The sequence below is a fragment of the Streptomyces sp. NPDC091376 genome, from assembly GCF_044757085.1.
GTDB lineage: Bacteria > Actinomycetota > Actinomycetes > Streptomycetales > Streptomycetaceae > Streptomyces > Streptomyces pratisoli.
In genome coordinates this window covers 738,921-755,490 of sequence record NZ_JBIVUF010000001.1, presented here as the reverse complement: position 1 = coordinate 755,490, position 16,570 = coordinate 738,921, and the positions used below count along the sequence as shown (strand labels likewise).

Here is a 16,570-nt window from a genome sequence, read left to right as displayed (position 1 = left end):
CTGCCCCCGGACCCTGTGGATGCCGCTCACATTCACACGCCGGCACACTTGAGAACCCGGGTCAGTCGTCATTGCGCCGCGTCCTGCCTTTGGACCACCGCCGATCGAGCTCGGCGGACCAGATTCGAACTGGCATTTCGACGCACCAGGGCCCGGGCCCGGTCGATCCGGCGATGAGCGGCGAATGCTGAGTCTGGAGCGAGAGTCTGAGATTCATCGCGGCCGGTCATCGCCGGCCACGTGGTTCACCAAAAGCTTCAGCTTCAGCTTTGCGCTCCTCGCGCACCCCGGCCGTGGTGCTCGTTGGCCGGGGAGTCTGTAGGGGCTACCCGAAGAGGTAGCCGAACACGGCGTCACCCACCCGCTGGTCGGTGACCTCCGCGGCGTTCGCCTCCTCGCGGGCGAACTTCACCGCCTGCTGGAGCTTCTCCACCCGGTCCAGCAGCTCGTTGACCCGGCGGGCGGGCAGGGCTCCGGAGAACTTCACGGTGGTCCAGTAGCCGACCGGGATGTCCTCGTAGTACACCTCGACCTGCGCCGGGTGCTTCTCGGTGGCCTCCGCCTTCACATGGTTGCGGGGCACCTTCTTCGTACGGACGGTCCTGACCGGCTCGGTCTTCCAGGAGTCGGTGGACGGGTCCTGCGTCCAGGATTCGGCCGCGTCCAGCACCGGGAGCTTGCGCACGAAGGTGTTGATGTCCGTGAGCTGCTTCTCCAGGAACAGGAGGTACGCCACGGGCACCTCGGCCACGAGGACGCGGCCGTCGACGGTGATGTCGGCGCGGGCCGCGCAGTTCGCCCAGTCCTTGGTGGCGGTGACGTCGAACAGCCGGGTGAGCGTCTTCGCGGTGTCGCGCAGCACGTCCTCGGTCTTGACCTGCACCAGCGTCGACTCGGGCGGCAGCTGCTCGCCCTCTTCGTCCTTCGGCTGATAGGTGCGGGCGATTCCGGCGAGCAGTGCGGGCTTCTGCAGGCCGTGATGCGCCGTCGTCAGGTCCTGGTGCGCCTTGGACTTGACGCCCTTCTCCACTGCGATGATCTGATTGAGTTTCGCCACGTCCGGGAAACTAACAGGACCGATGTCCGTTTCTCGAACGATTATTGGACGGGCGGGGGCCGCTTCGGATAAGGGCCGGGGCCCCCTTCGGGAAAGGGGGCGGGAGACCGGTGGATCCGCTGGTGGTCGTCGAACCGCTGAAGCGGCGGCGCTGCGCCGAGTGCGGGCGGGGGCCGCTGGAGCGGCTCGTCCTGGAGTTCGGCTCACCTCGCTGTCTGGACTGCGCCGACCTCGGGCATCTGGTCTTCCTGCCGCGCGGGAACGCGGCACTGACCCGACGGTCCCGCGAGGCGAGCTCCCTGTGGGCCGTCGTCGTACGGCACAACAGACAGCGCACCCGGTACGAGCGGCAGGGCCTGCTCGTGGAGGAGGCCGCGCTGGGGCGCGCGGAGGAGGCGTGCCTCGCCGACGCGGAGGTACGGGCGCGCCGCCGGCAGCGGGACGCGGCGCGGCGGGCGGCGGAGGACGTCCGCTTCACGGCCAGGCTCACCGCGGAGATCCTGCGGCTCTTCCCGTCCTGCCCGCTCGACCGCGCGCTGGACGTCGCGGCGCACACATCGGCGCGGGGCAGCGGACGCGTGGGCCGCACCGCGGCCGGCCGGGCCCTGGACGAGGGCGCGGTCACGGCTGCGGTGCGGGCATCCGTACGCCATCTGGACACGCCGTACGACTCGCTGCTCATGCGGGGCGTTCCACGCCACGAGGCCCGCAGACGCGTCGCACCGGCCATCGAGGCCATGCTCACGGCGTGGCGGTGCGAGCGCGGGGCATAGCCCGCGGCGGCCCGACCGCCCGGAGCCCCCGCCTTCGGAGCCGGGCCCTACGCCTTCGGAGCCGGGCCCTACGCCTTCGAGGTCGGGCCCTACGCCTTCGAGGTCGGGCCCTACGCCTTCGCGCGGGACCGCCGGTAGAGCACGGCACCGCCCAGGATCAGGGTGGCGGCGGCCGGGACGGTGAGTCCGATCGTCGACGGCGTGCCGGTCTCGGCCAGGTGGACCGGACTCTGCCGGGCCGCGCTCTGAACGGCGGGCGCGGGACGGGCCTTCGGCGGCGTCACGGGCCGCGGCCGGGTCACGGGCTTGACGGAGGAGTTCGAGGACGAGTTGCCCACGGCCGCGTTGCCGATACCGACGACATTCACGGAGTTGCCGGTGACATTCACCGGAACATCGACGGGCACCTGGATCGCATTGCCGGAGAGGACACCGGGGGAATCCTTCGCGCTGCCCTGGGCGACGGCACCGCCGTCGCCCCTTCCTTCGTTCTCGCAGCTGTTGCCGGCCGCCGGGTTGAGCAGACCGATCACATTCACGGTGTTGCCGCACACATTCACCGGCACATGCACCGGGATCTGCACCGTGTTGCCGGAGATCAGACCCGGCGATCCGGTCGCGCGTCCGTGCGCGTCCGAGTCGGCGTGGGCGGCCCCGGCCGCGGCGAGGGCGCCGCCCGTGACCATGACCGCGACCAGACCTGTTCGGCGAATCTGCCTCATGATTCCTGCCTTCCGGAGGATGAACACGGGTGCTCACCCGCACCGAAAATAACGCGATAGAACCAAACGGGTTATGGCCGGTGGGCGAATCACCCCATCGAGTGGACGGCTGTCGAACTGGTCGCCGCATTCCGGGTGTTCACCACGGTGAATGCCTGCACCGCCGTTCGCCGCTTCCTCCCCCGCTCACCCGGTTCGGTAATCCTGGATGCGTCGGCCGTGCCCCCGGGCGGTCAATGCGGGAAGTCTCCGGGTGAGTTCACCGGCGATCTCGTCGACGTCGAGGGTGAGGAGCCTGCGGTCGCGCATCAGGACGCGACCGTCGACGATCGTGGTCAGGACGTCCGCGGACCGTGCGCTGAAGACGAGGGCCGCGGCGATGTCGTGGAGCGGGCGCAGGTGCGGTCCGCTCAGGTCCACCAGGATCAGATCCGCGCGCCGCCCCGGTGCGAGAGCGCCGGCCCGCTCGCCGAGCCCGGCGACCCGCGCGCTCTGTGTGGTCGCGTGGTCCAGCGCCTGGCGTGCCGTCAGCCAGCGCGGGTCCTTCTCCGCCGACTTCTGCACGAGCGCGGTGAGCGTCATGCTCTCCCACACGTCGAGCGTGTTGTTGGACGCCGCTCCGTCCGTGGCCAGGCCGACGGGGATGCCGAGCGAACTCAGCGCCCTGATGGGCGTCGTGTCCCAGCCGAACTTCAGATAGCCCTTGGGTGCGGTCGCGATCCCGATCCGGCCCGACGCCCGCGCGAGCACCGCGAGGTCGCTGTCGACGATGCCGGTGCCGTGCGCGACGAGGAGGTCCACATCGAGCAGTCCGGTGCGGTGGAGGGTCTCGACGGGTGTGCGGACGTACCGCTCGCGGCTGCTGTCCGTCTGGGCGCGGTTCTCGGCTGCGTGGATGTGGACGGGCAGTCCGTGCTCGCGCGCCAGCTCGGCGGTGGCCTCCAGATCGGCGTCGTCGACGGTGTACGGGGCGTGCGGAGCCAGGGTGGTGGTGATCCGGCCGTTCGCGTCACCGTCCCGGCGCAGCGCGAAGTCGAGGGACCGCTCGCGTCCTTCGGCTCCCTGGCTGGAGAAGTAGGCCCAGCCGAGGCTCGCCCGCAGCCCGCTGCGGGCGACGGCGTCGGCGACCCGGTCCATCGAGAAGTAGTGGTCGGCGAAGGCGGTGACCCCGCCGCGGATCATCTCGGCACAGGCGAGCAGCGCGCCGAGCTCCACCACCTCGTCGGTGAGGTTGCTCTCGATGGGCCAGATCCAGTCGTTGAACCACTCCTCGACGGGCACGTCCTCCGCGATGCCGCGCAGGGCGACCATGGGCGCGTGGGTGTGGCAGTTGATCAGACCGGGCATGGCCAACCGGCCGTGGGCGTCGATGCGTTCACGCGCGGGCAGCGCGGCCGCGGTCACGGCGCTGGTGACGTCCGTGATGGCTCCGTCGCGAACGACGACGGCGCTGTCCTCCTCGAACCGGATCGAGCCGTCCTCGCCGTGCACGAGCACCGTGCACCCTTCGACGACGAGATCCGCGGGCTCGGCCATCAGGCCCCCCTTCGCTGGGTGGTCGGCGCGGCCGAGCCTATCGGCCGGCCCGTCGGTCAGCGTCCGAGGAGGGTGGTGAGCGCCCCCACGGGGTCCTCGTCGGGTATGCCTCGGGGCCACCAGTCGTCGCGGCCGGGGTCCGACTCGTAGCCGTACCACAACCCGTCCCGGCCCAGGCGCAGTTGGAGGGACGGGGTGGAGAGGCGGTTGCGCCGGGGGCGGAAGTGCGGGAAGTCCGCGGCGATCAGGGCGGGCCGGGCCCGGTCGAACGGGCCGGCCGGCGGGTCCCACTCGTCCTCCAGCGCGGCCAGGCCCGCACGGCCTCCCTGGCGCCAGGCGGCCACGGCACGGGCGAGGTCGGTGGGGGTACGGCCGGTGGCGCGGGCGAGTGCCGTGTACAGCACGCGGGTGGACGCGGTGAGACCGGAGCCGGGGTGGGCGGCGGCCAGCCGGACCGCGTCCTGCCAGGCACTGAGGCCGGCGATGGGGTCGCGGCCGGTGTGGAGGGTGGTGTGGGCACGGGCCGCGGCCTCGGAGGCGAGCAGGTCGAGGGCGAGCGGATCGAGGGCGGCGTATTCGGGGCCGGCGGCCGCGGGGGTGTCGGCCGCGCCCGCGGCCCGCGGGTAGACCGGTGGGCGCCCGGGGTGCGCCGGAACGGGCAGCGGGGGCGGGAGCGGTGGCAGCGTGCGCGGGGCGAGGGCGTCACGCGCGCGGACCGTCGCGAGGGCGGGCGCGCCGCCGTGCCCGTCGTCCGGGCCCGCTCCGGTGCTCCGCCCCGCCTCGCTCCCTTCGGCCGGGCTCCGTGTCGCGCTGCCGCGTTCCGCAGCGGCGCGGGTCGCGTTGCGGCGGGTGAGCTCGGCGAGAACCTCGTGCTCGCCGCGGCCGCGCATGAGGAACAGCACGAACGGGTCCTCGTCGAGGATCCTGGCCGTCTGATAGCAGAGGGCGGCCGCGTGCTTGCAGGGGAACCCGTCGTCGGGGCACGAGCAGTCGGGGATCAGATCGCCGGGGACGGGCAGCAGATCGGCGGCGTTGGCCAGGGCGTGCGGGACGTCCTTGTCGAGCAGGGCTGCGATGTGATCGGGCCGGGCGGCGGCGGTGTCCAGAAGGCGCTCCCAGTCGTCGTCCCCGAGGGGCCGCAGCCGGATCTCCGCACGGTAGGGACGCGGCCGGGAGCCGTGCACATACGCCACGACCCTGCCGGGCGTGACGGTGATCGCGTCGACCTGGCCGCGTCCCGCGTAGGCGCGGCCGCGGGCGAGGCGGGCCGGGTCCAGGGCCGTGTCCTCCAGCGCCTCGACCCAGGCGTTGCCCCACCAGGACGCGGCGAAGGTCTCGTCGCCGGAGCGCGGGGCGAGGGCGGGGAACGTGCGCCGCCGCTCGTCGGCCCTGCTCGGCGACGCGCGGCCGGGCCGGTCCGTGCGACGAGGGGGCGGCCCGGGGCGACCGAAGGGCGCGGGGCTCATGACGGCCTCCTCAGGGAGACGAGATCGGCCAGCTCCCGGTCGGTGAGCTCGGTCAGCGCGGCCTCACCGGAGCCGAGCACCGCGTCCGCGAGCGCCCGCTTGGCGAGCAGCATCTCGGCGATGCGGTCCTCGACGGTGCCTTCGGCGATGAGGCGGTGGACCTGGACCGGCTGGGTCTGGCCGATGCGATAGGCCCGGTCGGTCGCCTGGTCCTCCACCGCCGGGTTCCACCAGCGGTCGTAGTGGACGACATGGCCGGCGCGGGTCAGGTTCAGCCCGGTGCCCGCGGCCTTCAGCGACAGGATGAAGACGGGGACCTCGCCGGACTGGAAGCGGTCCACCATCCTGTCCCGCTCCGGCACGGGGGTGGCGCCGTGCAGCAGCTGGGAGGGGATCGCGCGGGACGTGAGATGGGCGGAGATGAGCCGCGCCATCGACACGTACTGGGTGAAGACCAGCACGGAACCGTCCTCGGCGAGGATCGTGCCGAGCAGTTCGTCGAGCAGGGCCAGCTTGCCCGAGCGGGCGGTGAGCCGGGCGCCGTCCTCCTTCAGATACTGCGCCGGGTGGTTGCAGATCTGCTTGAGCGAGGTGAGCAGCTTCATGATCAGCCCGCGGCGTGCGATGCCTTCGGCGGTCTCGATCTGCGCCATCGTCTCGCGCACGACCGCCTCGTACAGCGACGCCTGTTCACGGGTCAGCGGCACGGGATGGTCGGACTCGGTCTTGGGCGGCAGCTCCGGCACGATGCCGGGGTCGCTCTTCTTCCGCCGCAGCAGGAAGGGGCGGACGAGACGGGAGAGGCGCTCGACGGCCTCCTCGTTCTCGACGTGCTCGTTGTTCTCGACGGCGCGGGCGTGGCGGGCGCGGAAGGACTTCAGCGGGCCGAGCAGCCCGGGGGTGGTCCAGTCGAGGAGGGACCAGAGCTCGGAGAGGTTGTTCTCCACGGGGGTGCCGGTGAGGGCGACGCGGGCCGGTGCGGGGATGGTGCGCAGCGCCTTGGCGGTCGCGGAGAACGGGTTCTTGACGTGCTGTGCCTCGTCCGCGACGACCATGTCCCACTCGCGGGCGGCGAGGTCTTCGGCGCTCGTGCGCATCGTGCCGTAGGTGGTGAGGACGAAGCCGCCGGATCCGGTGTCGAGGTCGCGCTCCTGGCCGTGGAAGCGGCGCACGGGCACTCCGGGCGCGAACCGGGTGATCTCCCGCTGCCAGTTGCCCAGCAGGGAGGCCGGGCAGACGACGAGTGTGGGCGCGGTGCGGCCGCGGTGCTCGGCGCGGTGCAGATGGAGCGCGATGACCGTGACGGTCTTGCCGAGGCCCATGTCGTCGGCGAGGCAGCCGCCGAGGCCCAGTGAGGTCATGAGGTCCAGCCAGGCGAGACCGCGCAGCTGGTAGTCGCGCAGGGTGGCGTCGAGGCCCGTGGGCCGGGCGAGGACGGCGGGGCCCTCGGTGAGGCGGTCGCGCAGGGCGGCCAGGGCGCCCTCGGGGACGGCTTCGACACTCTCGCCGTCCACCTCGGCCGTGCCGGTGAGCGCCACGGCCAGCGCGTCGACCGGCCCCAGCAGCCCCAGCTCCCGCTTGCGTGCCTTGCGCACGAGATCCGGGTCGACCACCACCCACTGGTCGCGCAGCCGCACGACGGGGCGGTGCGATTCGGCGAGCGCGTCCATCTCGCGCTCGGTGAGCGGGTCTCCGTCCAGCGCCAGCTGCCAGTTGAAGCGGAGGAGCTGCTCGCTGTCGAAGAACGGGGTGCCGTCGGTGGCGGAGCCGGGCGCGGGCGAGCGGACGACCGCGGCCGCGCTGAGCGTCCTGGCGAGCTCCCTGGGCCAGTGCACGGCGACCCCCGCCGCGCCGAGCCGTGCGGCGGCCTCGCCCAGCAGTTCGTACAGCTCGTCCTCGGTGAGCGGCAGCACGTCGGGGACGTCGCGCTCCATGAGCCGGCCGAGCGGGGGCCAGACGCGGGCCGCGCGGCGCAGCGCGAGCACGGCGTCGATCCGGGCGCGCGGCCCGAAGTGGTCGTCGCCCTCGCCCGCCCACAGCGGGGCCGCGTCGAGGATCACGGTCGGGTCGGCGAGGCTGTGCACCTGGAGGAGCGCGGCGCCCGCCTGCCGCTCGTCGCCGCCCTCCTCGCCGAGGTCGAACAGCTCGTACGCGGAGAGGTCGAGACGGAGCGAGATCCGTACGCCCGCGTCCATCCCGGCGGCTGCCTCCGCCGCCCACTCCCGGGCGTGCGGCAGATGCTGCGGCGCCGTGGCGGCGAACGGCCGGCCCGCGGCGTGCTCGGCGGCGGGGGTGCGGGGCAGGGTGTCCGCGACCGCGTCCAGGAACGACCTGAGCAGCGCCTCGGGCTCGGGCAGCTGGAGCGGGCGCGGACCGGGCAGCGGCGTGGCGTGCGCCTCGTACGGCATGGCGGCGGCGATGGCGCGGAGGTGGGCGATGTCGTCGGCGTCGAGCGGGCCGGCCCGCCAGGCGTCGTGGTCGGTGGAGGTCAGCCCGGGCAGCAGCCTGCCCCGCGCGGCGAGGTGCAGGGCGTGCAGGGCGGCGGCGCCCCAGCAGGCGGTGGCGGGATGTGCCGCCGCGTCGTGCCGGGCGCGCGCGAGCAGCGGCACGGCCTCGGCGACGGACAGCAGCACCGCGGGCACGGTGCGGCCGCGGACCCCGGCTCCGTGCCGCCGCACGACGGTGATCTCACCGCAGACGCCCGGGGTCCCGTCCCCGCCGGGCGCCGGCAGTCCGTCCGGGCTCCAGAAGGCGACCCGCCCGTCCCGGGGCAGCGCGGCCGGAAGGAACACCGCGGCGCGGGTGTGCAGCATGCGTGGGTCGCCTCCCTCCCCGAGGGGTCGTGCCAGGCGCACGCCGACTTCGCGCGCCATGGAGCTACGACCTTACGGGCAGGTTCTGACAACCCCCCTGACCTGCGGCGCAGCGCCCGATTCGCCGCCGCCCGAGGGCCCTGCCGCCGGCAACGGTCCGGTCGGGCCGCGCTTGCGGCGACGCGCCGCCTCCCTACCGGGCCCCGTCGCCGAGGGATTCGTGGCCTCCGTGTGCCGGGTCGCTCAGGGCCGCGGGGCTTTCCGGGACGACCGGCAGCGGGCCGCTCGCCATGGTCGGGATCGCCGTCGAGTTCGTCGCCGGCGCGTTCGTCAGTGGTGGCTTCTCCGGTGGTTCCTCCTGGCGCCGCTCCGGCTGCTGGGCGGGCTGCGCGCCCCGTTCCAGGAAGCGCAGCAGCTCCACCGGGATGGGGAGCACCAGGGTGGAGTTCTTCTCCGCGGCCACCGCCATCACGGTCTGCAACAGGCGCAGTTGCAGGGCGGAGGGCGTGTCGGCCATCTGGCGCGCCGCCTCGGCCAGCTTCTTGGACGCCTGGAGTTCCGCGTCCGCGTTGATGACCCGGGCCCGCCGTTCGCGGTCCGCCTCCGCCTGGCGCGCCATCGAGCGCTTCATCGTCTCGGGCAGCGAGACGTCCTTGATCTCCACACGGTCGACGCTCACGCCCCACCCGAGCGCCGGGCTGTCGATCATCAGCTCGAGGCCCTGGTTGAGCTTCTCCCGGTTGGACAGGAGGTCGTCCAGCTCGCTCTTTCCGATGATCGACCGCAGCGATGTCTGAGCCATCTGCGAGACGGCGAACCGGTAGTCCTCGACCGTGACGAGCGCGTCGGCGGCGTCCACCACCTTGAAGTAGACGACGGCGTCCACCCTGACGGTGACGTTGTCCCTGCTGATGCCCTCCTGTGCGGGCACCGGCATCGTCACGATCTGCATGTTCACCTTGTGCAGCCGGTCCACGATCGGAACGATCATGGTGAATCCGGGTCCGCGCACGCGGCCCCGGAGCCGGCCGAGGCGGAACACCACGCCTCGTTCGTACTGCTTGATGACCCTGGCCGCGGCCAGGCCGTACACGACGCACGCGGCCCCTGCCGCGAATCCCGCCGCCACCAGCTCTTCGACCATCACTGCACCCCCTGCGGTCCCTGCGTCCGGGAGTTTCGGTCTCTGACTCAACGGTATGGCTGATTTCAACGGTATTCCTGTCCCGACCCGTGGTCGAGCGTCGTGCACCGCCCGGATCCCCTGAGCGGACGCGCATGGCGTGCGAACCCCGCCGGACGTCCGGCAGGGTTCTGAGCACGAGTCCGCATCACAGACGAGGACGAGCCATGTCCGATCACCGGCGTCCCGGCCTCGCCGCCGGAGCACTGCTCCTGACCGCCGCTGTCGCGGGCTGTTCCGGCCTGGGCCGGACCGCGGTGGGCACCGTCACCTACGAGACCGAGCGGAAAGCCGTCGTCACGGTGTCGAACCCCGGGGTCAACGGCTGCCACCGGTTCTCCGCGGCCGGCGCCGTCCGGGTCGAGAACGCCACGCTGATCGACATCATCGCGTACCCGACGCCCGACTGTACGGGCAGCAATACGGCGTACATCCCGACGACGCTGTTCGACAACATCGTCCCCGGCGACCCGCCCTGGCGCAGCTACTCCCTCGTCCACTGAAGCACCGCCGGGAGCCTGCCCGGCGCCCGGCGGTGGCTCGGTGCCCCGGCCTCACGGCCGCCGGCGGAGCAGCGCCACCAGCTCGGTGTTGTGGTGCCGCCTGACCCATGCGACGGCTGCGAGCGGCAGCGCCACCAGCACCGGCGTGATCGCGTACTGTCCGTCGAACACGGTCAGCTGGGTCACGAACGCCCCGATCATCAGGCCGATCAGCGCCAGGGCGGAGATCCCGGAGAGGATCGGGATCACCAGCGCCACGGCGCCCGCGAGTTCCAGCCCGCCGACGGTGTACATGAACCAGTCGCCGAGGCCGATCCTGTCGAAGGACTCCGCGGCCGAGGAGTGCCCGATCAGCTTGGGGGCGGCACTGGGGACGGCGAGGAAGAGCGCGAGCAGGATCTGCAGCGTCAGGACCGTCAGATGCCTGCGGCGGCTGATGCCGGCGCCGGCACCCGTGGCGGGCGCGGCGGATACGGAGGCGGCGGAAGCGGCGGCGGTGCTGCCCGTGGCGTCGGCGGACATGAGGTCTCCTCGGTAGAGCGTGCGTGTGGGCTTGCACGGAGTGAGACCGGGTGCACGCCCTGAACTCATCGCCGCGCCACTCATCGCCGCGCCACTCGTCGCCGCAGCACCCACCACCGGCTCAACCTCCGGGATCGGGGTACATCCAGGAGTGGAAGAGGCGATTGCCATGCGCACTGGGAGTGAACCGACGACCGCACGCAGTCCTCTGCGGATGCGGTTCTGGCTGAGTGTCTGGGGACTGTTGTGGGCGGCCGCGGGAACGGCGCTCTTCGCGCTCGCGGAGCGCCCGGGCTGGGCGATCGCCTGCGCGGTGCTGTGCCTGATCGTCATGACCGATCTGATGATCGTGGTCCACCGGCTCCATCAGGGACCGCACTACCAGCCCGGCCCCGACATCCCGCCGTACGAACCGGACCACGGGGACAACACACGGCGCCACTGAGGACCGGCCGCTGAGAACTCGCCGCCGAGGACTCGCCGCTTAGGGTCAGGAGTCGAAGCGGGCGGCTTCCAGGTACTCGGGCTTGGGATCGAGCGCCGCCGCGAGCCGGAAGTGCCGCAGGGCCTGGTCCGGCCGGCCGGAGCGCTGGAAGGTGCGGGCCAGCGCGAAGTGCGCGAAGGCGTTGTCCGGCTCGTGGTCGACTATGTGCTGGAACTCGCGCTCGGCCGCGCGCAGTTGGGCCGCCGCGAAGTAGGCGCGCGCCCGCAGCAGACGGGCCGCTCTGCTCTCCGGGTGCGCGGCGATGACCGAGTCGAGGAGCTTGATCGCCCCACGGGGGTCCCGCGCCGCGAGCAGATGCTCGGCCGCGCGGAAGTCGATGACATGGGTCTCCGGGTTCGTCTCGGGCACGCTCGCATCCTTCCCTTCCCCCTGAAGGATTCAACATCGTGCGCCTTGCCTCATTCCCGGCGATCACGGCCGCGGCCGGTGATCACCGTGCGGTGACCGCCAGCGTCAGCCCGGTGAGCAGCGCGATCGCCCCGACGATCATGAAGCCCCGGTCGATACGAGTCCGCTCATGACCGGACAGGACGACCTCTCGGGGGTCGTCGGGGTCGTACGAGATCCGGACGGTGGAGCCGGGGATCAGCGGCAGACCGCGGGTGGGCGGCGCGGGTGCCGGGACCTCCAGGACCCGGCCGTCGGCGGTCTCGTACTGGAGCAGGGGCCGGTCCGCGCCCGGCGGTGCGGCTTTGACGAGGGCGGTGACGACCTGGCCGGCGGCGGAGATCCGCCGTGTCCGGTTCAGGCCGTACGCGCCCGCGAGGAGGGCGACGAGCCCGCCGAGGACGGTGAAGCCCGCGAAGACGATCTGCACCGCATCCATGCTGGCACCCGCGCCGCGCGCCGTCTCCGCCCCGGGCGCCCGATTGACGCATCCCTGACGCCCGGCGTCCCCGGGAGGAACCCGGTGTCAGCGACGGAACGCCACCTGCCGGGAGCGACGGTGGCGCGAAGTGCCACCCGTCGCGGCGGGCTACCGGCGAGCGCGCTCGGTCAGTTCCGCCCAGACCTTGCGGACCTGTGGCTCCAGCGCCGCCAGCGGCCCGTCGTTGTCGATGACCAGATCGGCGATCGCCCGCCGCTGCTCGCGCGTGGCCTGCGCGGCCATCCGCGCGCGTGCCTCGGACTCCGTCATCCCGCGCAGCCCTACGAGCCGCTCCAGCTGGGTGTCCGGGGCCGCGTCCACGACCACCACCAGGTCGTACAGCGGGGCGAGACCGTTCTCGGCGAGCAGGGGCACATCGTGGATCACGACCGAGTCCTCCCCTGCCGCGGCCTCCAGCTCCGCCGACCGCGCCCCGACCAGCGGGTGCACGATCGCGTTGAGCTGCGCCAGCCGGTCGGCGTCCGCGAACACGATGGAGCCGAGCCGGGGCCGGTCGAGGGTGCCCTCGGGGGTGAGGATCTCGGGGCCGAACGCCTCGACGACGGCGGCGAGTCCGGGCGTTCCCGGCTCGACGACCTCGCGGGCGATCTTGTCGGCGTCGATCAGTACGGCGCCGTACGACACGAGCAGCCGGGACACTTCGCTCTTGCCGGCGCCGATCCCGCCGGTCAGGCCCACCTTCAGCATGAGCGGAAGCTTAGGGGGTGTCCGATTCGGTGCGCCGCCGGGCCCTGGTACCGGCCGGGCCCGGATCCACCGCGCATGCCGGGATCCGGCGGATTCCTTCGGCCCTGCCGGCCGCAGGCTTCGTCGGCTCTGCCGGCCTCAGGATCCGTCCTCCCGCTCGGCCAGGAACTTCTCGAACTCCCTGCCGATCTCGTCCGCGGACGGCAGGTCCACCGGTTCGGCGACCAGGCTGCCGCGTGTCTCCGCGCCGGCGATGGCGTCGTACTGGTGCTCAAGCCCCCGCACCAGGGAGACCAGTTCCTCATCACCCTCGCCGACCTGCCGCTCGATCTCGGTCTGGGTGCGCTGGGCCTCGGTGCGCAGCGTGTGCGCGATTCCGGGGAGTACCAGTCCGGTGGCGGCCGTGATCGCTTCGAGCGCGGTGAGTGCGGCGTCCGGGTAGGCGGAGCGGGCGACGTAGTGCGGGACATGGGCGGCGACGCCGAGGACGTCGTGCCCCCACTGCATCAGCCGGTACTCGACGAGGGCTTCGGCGCTGCCCGGCACCTGGGCCTCGTCGAAGGGGCTGCGGTGCCCCGGCATGAGGTCGGTGCGGTTGCCGTGCGGGGTGATGCCGACGGGGCGGGTGTGCGGGACGCCCATCGGGATGCCGTGCATGGTGACCGACAGGCGTACGCCGAGTCGCTCGACGATCTCCCGTACGGCGGCGGCGAAGCCCTCCCACTCGACGTCCGGCTCGGGCCCGGACAGCAGCAGGAACGGTGCGCCGGTGGCGTCCTGGACCAGCCGCACCTCGATGGCCGGGGTCTCGTACCCCGTCCAGCGGTCACGGCGGAAGGTCAGCAGCGGGCGGCGGGCACGGTAGTCCACGAGCCGGTCGTGGTCGAAGCGGGCCACCACCTGGTTCGGGAGGGTTCCGAGCAAGGTGTCGACGATCTGCTCGCCCGTCTCGCCCGCGTCGATGTACCCGTCGAAGTGGTACAGCATGACGAGCCCGGCCGACTCCTGTGCCAGCGCCATGTCGACGACTGCCAGTCCCTTGGGCTCCCACTCGTACAAACCCTGCGGATCTCGCGCCATTTTCGCCCCTCCTCCGTGTCAACAGGTCACAACATCACGCACCGTGCGGTCATTCCCGGTGACGGGCTGCGGACCCGGAACATGACCGAGGCCCGCTCCCCGGAAGGGGAGCGGGCCTCGGTTCAGTGCCTGATGCCTAGCGGAGAGCGATCAGCTCTGGCCGCCGGCCAGCTTCTCGCGGAGCGCGGCCAGGGCCTCGTCCGACGCCAGGGCGCCGGAGTTGTCGTCCGACTCCGAGGAGTACGAACCACCCTGCGGCGCGGCGGCCGGAGCGGCGGCGCCACCCTCGGCAGCGGCGGCCTCGTCGGCCTCGCGGGACTTGATGACCTGGGCCTGGTGCTGCTCGAAGCGCTGCTGCGCCTCGGCGTACTGGCCCTCCCATGCCTCGCGCTGGGTCTCGAAGCCCTCGAGCCAGTCGTTGGTCTCCGGGTCGAAGCCCTCGGGGTAGATGTAGTTCCCCTGGTCGTCGTACGACGCGGCCATGCCGTACAGCGTCGGGTCGAACTCGACCGAAGCCGGGTCGGCACCGAAGGACTCGTTGGCCTGCTTCAGGGACAGCGAGATCCGGCGACGCTCGAGGTCGATGTCGATGACCTTGACGAAGATCTCGTCGTTGACCTGGACGACCTGCTCCGGGATCTCCACGTGGCGCTCGGCCAGCTCGGAGATGTGGACCAGACCCTCGATGCCCTCGTCCACGCGGACGAACGCACCGAACGGAACGAGCTTGGTGACCTTACCCGGGACGACCTGACCGATCTGGTGCGTACGGGCGAACTGCTGCCACGGGTCCTCCTGCGTCGCCTTCAGCGACAGGGAGACACGCTCGCGGTCCATGTCGACGTCGAGAACCTCGACGGTGACTTCCTGACCGACCTCGACGACCTCGGACGGGTGGTCGATGTGCTTCCAGGAGAGCTCGGAGACGTGGACGAGACCGTCGACGCCACCGAGGTCCACGAAGGCACCGAAGTTGACGATCGAGGAGACGACGCCGGAGCGGACCTGACCCTTCTGCAGGGTGGTGAGGAACGTCTGGCGGACCTCGGACTGGGTCTGCTCGAGCCAGGCACGGCGGGACAGGACCACGTTGTTGCGGTTCTTGTCCAGCTCGATGATCTTCGCCTCGAGCTCCTTGCCGACGTACGGCTGGAGGTCGCGGACGCGGCGCATCTCCACGAGGGAGGCCGGGAGGAAGCCGCGGAGGCCGATGTCGAGGATGAGACCACCCTTGACGACCTCGATGACGGTACCGGTGACGATGCCGTCCTCTTCCTTGATCTTCTCGATGGTGCCCCAGGCACGCTCGTACTGGGCGCGCTTCTTCGAGAGGATCAGGCGGCCTTCCTTGTCCTCCTTCTGGAGAACAAGGGCCTCGATCTCGTCGCCGACCTTGACGACCTCGTTCGGGTCGACGTCGTGCTTGATCGAGAGCTCGCGGCTCGGGATGACACCTTCGGTCTTGTAACCGATGTCGAGCAGGACCTCGTCCCGGTCGACCTTCACGATGACGCCGTCGACGATGTCGCCGTCGTTGAAGTACTTGATCGTCTCGTCGATCGCGGCGAGGAAAGCTTCCTCGTTACCGATGTCGTTGACCGCAACCTGCGGGGTGGTGGCGGTGGTCTCGGTGCTGCTCGTCATGTGGGAAAGGGCTCCGGTACGGACATTGAAGTCGTAGGTACTGCTACGCCGAGAGCCCGATATCGCAGCTGATGAAGCCGGACAGCCAAGTAAGCGCCCACCCGAAGGGAGAGGCGCCTCGAGAACCGAGGGGACATACAACAGATGCGAGCGCGGCCTGCTACGTCTGAGGCGCGCAAGCCCGCAGCGCAACCTTTAGCATACGGGGACGGCAGGGCACGGTCAATGCGCGAAGGCCCCCACCCGGGGCGGAACGCCGCATACCCGGCACAACTAAGGTTTCCCGAGGCCACGATGGCCGCGCCTCGCTCGTCCGCGACACGACCGCGACACGGCTCGTGCGTGCCCCCGGGCGAGGTATCAGCAACGTACAACGACGGGCGAGATGATCCAAGAGTACGAACCGGAGGCGACCCGGCGTGACGCCGGCGACGCGGAGAGCAGCCGGGCGAGCCGTGGCTGGTGGGACCGGAACGCGGACGAGTACCAGAGCGAGCACGGCGCGTTCCTGGGCGACGACCGGTTCGTCTGGGGGCCGGAGGGGCTGGACGAGGCGGAGGCCCGGCTGCTCGGCCCGGCGGAGTCCATCACGGGCGCGGACGTTCTGGAGATCGGCGCGGGCGCGGCGCAGTGCTCGCGCTGGCTGGCAACGCAGGGCGCCCGGCCGGTGGCCGTGGACCTGTCGCACCGCCAGCTCCAGCACGCCCTGCGGATCGGCGGCCGCTTCCCGCTCGTCGAGGCCGACGCGGGGGCCCTGCCCTTCGCGGACGGCTCCTTCGACCTGGGGTGCGCCGCCTACGGGGCGGTGCCGTTCGTGTCCGACCCGGTGAAGGTGTTCCGCGAGGTACGGCGGGTCCTGCGGCCGGGCGGACGGTGGGTCTTCTCGGTGACGCACCCGATCCGCTGGGCGTTCCCGGACGAGCCCGGGCCCGAGGGGCTGAGCGTGGCCGCCTCCTATTTCGACCGCACGCCGTACGTCGAACAGGACGAGCGGGGCCGCGCCGTATATGTGGAGCACCACAGGACGATCGGCGACCGGGTGCGTGACGTGGTCGCCGGCGGCTTCCGGCTGGTCGACCTGGTCGAGCCGGAGTGGCCGGCCTGGAACAGCCAGGAATGGGGCGGCTGGTCCCCGCTGCGCGGGAACCTGATCCCCGGAACGGCGATCTTCGTCTGCGTCCGGGACTGAG

Annotated in this window: 16 protein-coding genes; 4 read left to right on the top strand and 12 right to left on the bottom strand. The window is 71.8% G+C overall.

Annotated elements, in window-relative coordinates; all coding sequences use genetic code 11:
• Positions 1-325 precede the first annotated feature (325 nt).
• Positions 326-1,057, bottom strand: coding sequence for a hypothetical protein (locus tag ACIQMR_RS03340; protein ID WP_266375020.1), 732 nt, complete (start codon positions 1,055-1,057; stop codon positions 326-328).
• Positions 1,058-1,167: 110 nt separating this feature from the next.
• Between ACIQMR_RS03340 and ACIQMR_RS03335 the strand changes: the two genes are divergently transcribed.
• A complete protein-coding gene (locus ACIQMR_RS03335) occupies positions 1,168-1,830 on the top strand; it encodes a DUF2293 domain-containing protein (protein WP_401382254.1) in 663 nt (220 codons plus the stop codon).
• A 110-nt stretch (positions 1,831-1,940) separates the two neighbouring features.
• Here the strand turns inward: ACIQMR_RS03335 and ACIQMR_RS03330 are convergent, their stop codons facing one another.
• From ACIQMR_RS03330 to ACIQMR_RS03310, 5 genes are all read right to left on the bottom strand, one after another.
• Positions 1,941-2,552: a chaplin gene (locus ACIQMR_RS03330; protein ID WP_401382252.1), complete on the bottom strand. Its 612-nt coding sequence runs from the start codon at positions 2,550-2,552 to the stop codon at positions 1,941-1,943.
• Between the two features lie 186 nt (positions 2,553-2,738).
• Positions 2,739-4,088: an amidohydrolase gene (locus ACIQMR_RS03325; protein WP_401382250.1), complete on the bottom strand. Its 1,350-nt coding sequence runs from the start codon at positions 4,086-4,088 to the stop codon at positions 2,739-2,741.
• A gap of 56 nt (positions 4,089-4,144) precedes the next feature.
• Positions 4,145-5,554, bottom strand: a complete 1,410-nt coding sequence (locus ACIQMR_RS03320; protein ID WP_401382248.1) for an SWIM zinc finger family protein — start codon at positions 5,552-5,554, stop codon at positions 4,145-4,147.
• Positions 5,551-8,367 carry a DEAD/DEAH box helicase gene (locus ACIQMR_RS03315; RefSeq protein ID WP_401382245.1) on the bottom strand — a complete coding sequence of 939 codons (2,817 nt, stop codon included), beginning with the start codon at positions 8,365-8,367 and terminating at the stop codon, positions 5,551-5,553. The genes ACIQMR_RS03320 and ACIQMR_RS03315 overlap by 4 nt, the downstream gene beginning before the upstream one ends.
• A 193-nt stretch (positions 8,368-8,560) precedes the next feature.
• Entirely contained in the window at positions 8,561-9,511 is a 951-nt protein-coding gene (locus ACIQMR_RS03310) for an SPFH domain-containing protein (protein WP_401382243.1), read from the bottom strand.
• Between the two features lie 206 nt (positions 9,512-9,717).
• Between ACIQMR_RS03310 and ACIQMR_RS03305 the strand changes: the two genes are divergently transcribed.
• Positions 9,718-10,053 (top strand): hypothetical protein, encoded by a 336-nt coding sequence (locus tag ACIQMR_RS03305; RefSeq protein ID WP_401382241.1) that lies wholly within the window; start codon positions 9,718-9,720, stop codon positions 10,051-10,053.
• A 51-nt stretch (positions 10,054-10,104) separates the two neighbouring features.
• Here ACIQMR_RS03305 and ACIQMR_RS03300 read toward each other — a convergent pair whose 3' ends face one another.
• On the bottom strand, positions 10,105-10,575 hold the full coding sequence (locus ACIQMR_RS03300) for a DoxX family protein (RefSeq protein WP_401382239.1): 471 nt from the start codon (positions 10,573-10,575) through the stop codon (positions 10,105-10,107).
• Between the two features lie 169 nt (positions 10,576-10,744).
• Between ACIQMR_RS03300 and ACIQMR_RS03295 the strand changes: the two genes are divergently transcribed.
• Positions 10,745-11,020, top strand: coding sequence for a DUF6343 family protein (locus ACIQMR_RS03295; protein ID WP_401382238.1), 276 nt, complete (start codon positions 10,745-10,747; stop codon positions 11,018-11,020).
• A 45-nt stretch (positions 11,021-11,065) separates the two neighbouring features.
• On the opposite strand, the gene ACIQMR_RS03290 is transcribed toward ACIQMR_RS03295, so the two are convergent.
• From ACIQMR_RS03290 to rpsA, 5 genes are all read right to left on the bottom strand, one after another.
• On the bottom strand, positions 11,066-11,428 hold the full coding sequence (locus tag ACIQMR_RS03290; protein WP_266375010.1) for a tetratricopeptide repeat protein: 363 nt from the start codon (positions 11,426-11,428) through the stop codon (positions 11,066-11,068).
• A gap of 82 nt (positions 11,429-11,510) precedes the next feature.
• Positions 11,511-11,906: a DUF3592 domain-containing protein gene (locus tag ACIQMR_RS03285; protein WP_401382236.1), complete on the bottom strand. Its 396-nt coding sequence runs from the start codon at positions 11,904-11,906 to the stop codon at positions 11,511-11,513.
• Between the two features lie 150 nt (positions 11,907-12,056).
• Positions 12,057-12,656 (bottom strand): dephospho-CoA kinase, encoded by a 600-nt coding sequence (coaE, locus tag ACIQMR_RS03280; RefSeq protein WP_401382234.1) that lies wholly within the window; start codon positions 12,654-12,656, stop codon positions 12,057-12,059.
• 138 nt (positions 12,657-12,794) lie between these two features.
• Positions 12,795-13,736 carry a PAC2 family protein gene (locus ACIQMR_RS03275; protein ID WP_401382232.1) on the bottom strand — a complete coding sequence of 314 codons (942 nt, stop codon included), beginning with the start codon at positions 13,734-13,736 and terminating at the stop codon, positions 12,795-12,797.
• Between the two features lie 150 nt (positions 13,737-13,886).
• A complete protein-coding gene (gene rpsA, locus ACIQMR_RS03270; protein ID WP_266375005.1) occupies positions 13,887-15,380 on the bottom strand; it encodes a 30S ribosomal protein S1 in 1,494 nt (497 codons plus the stop codon).
• A 385-nt stretch (positions 15,381-15,765) separates the two neighbouring features.
• Here rpsA and ACIQMR_RS03265 point away from each other — a divergent pair, with 385 nt between their 5' ends.
• On the top strand, positions 15,766-16,569 hold the full coding sequence (locus ACIQMR_RS03265; protein WP_401382229.1) for a class I SAM-dependent methyltransferase: 804 nt from the start codon (positions 15,766-15,768) through the stop codon (positions 16,567-16,569).
• Position 16,570 lies beyond the last annotated feature (1 nt).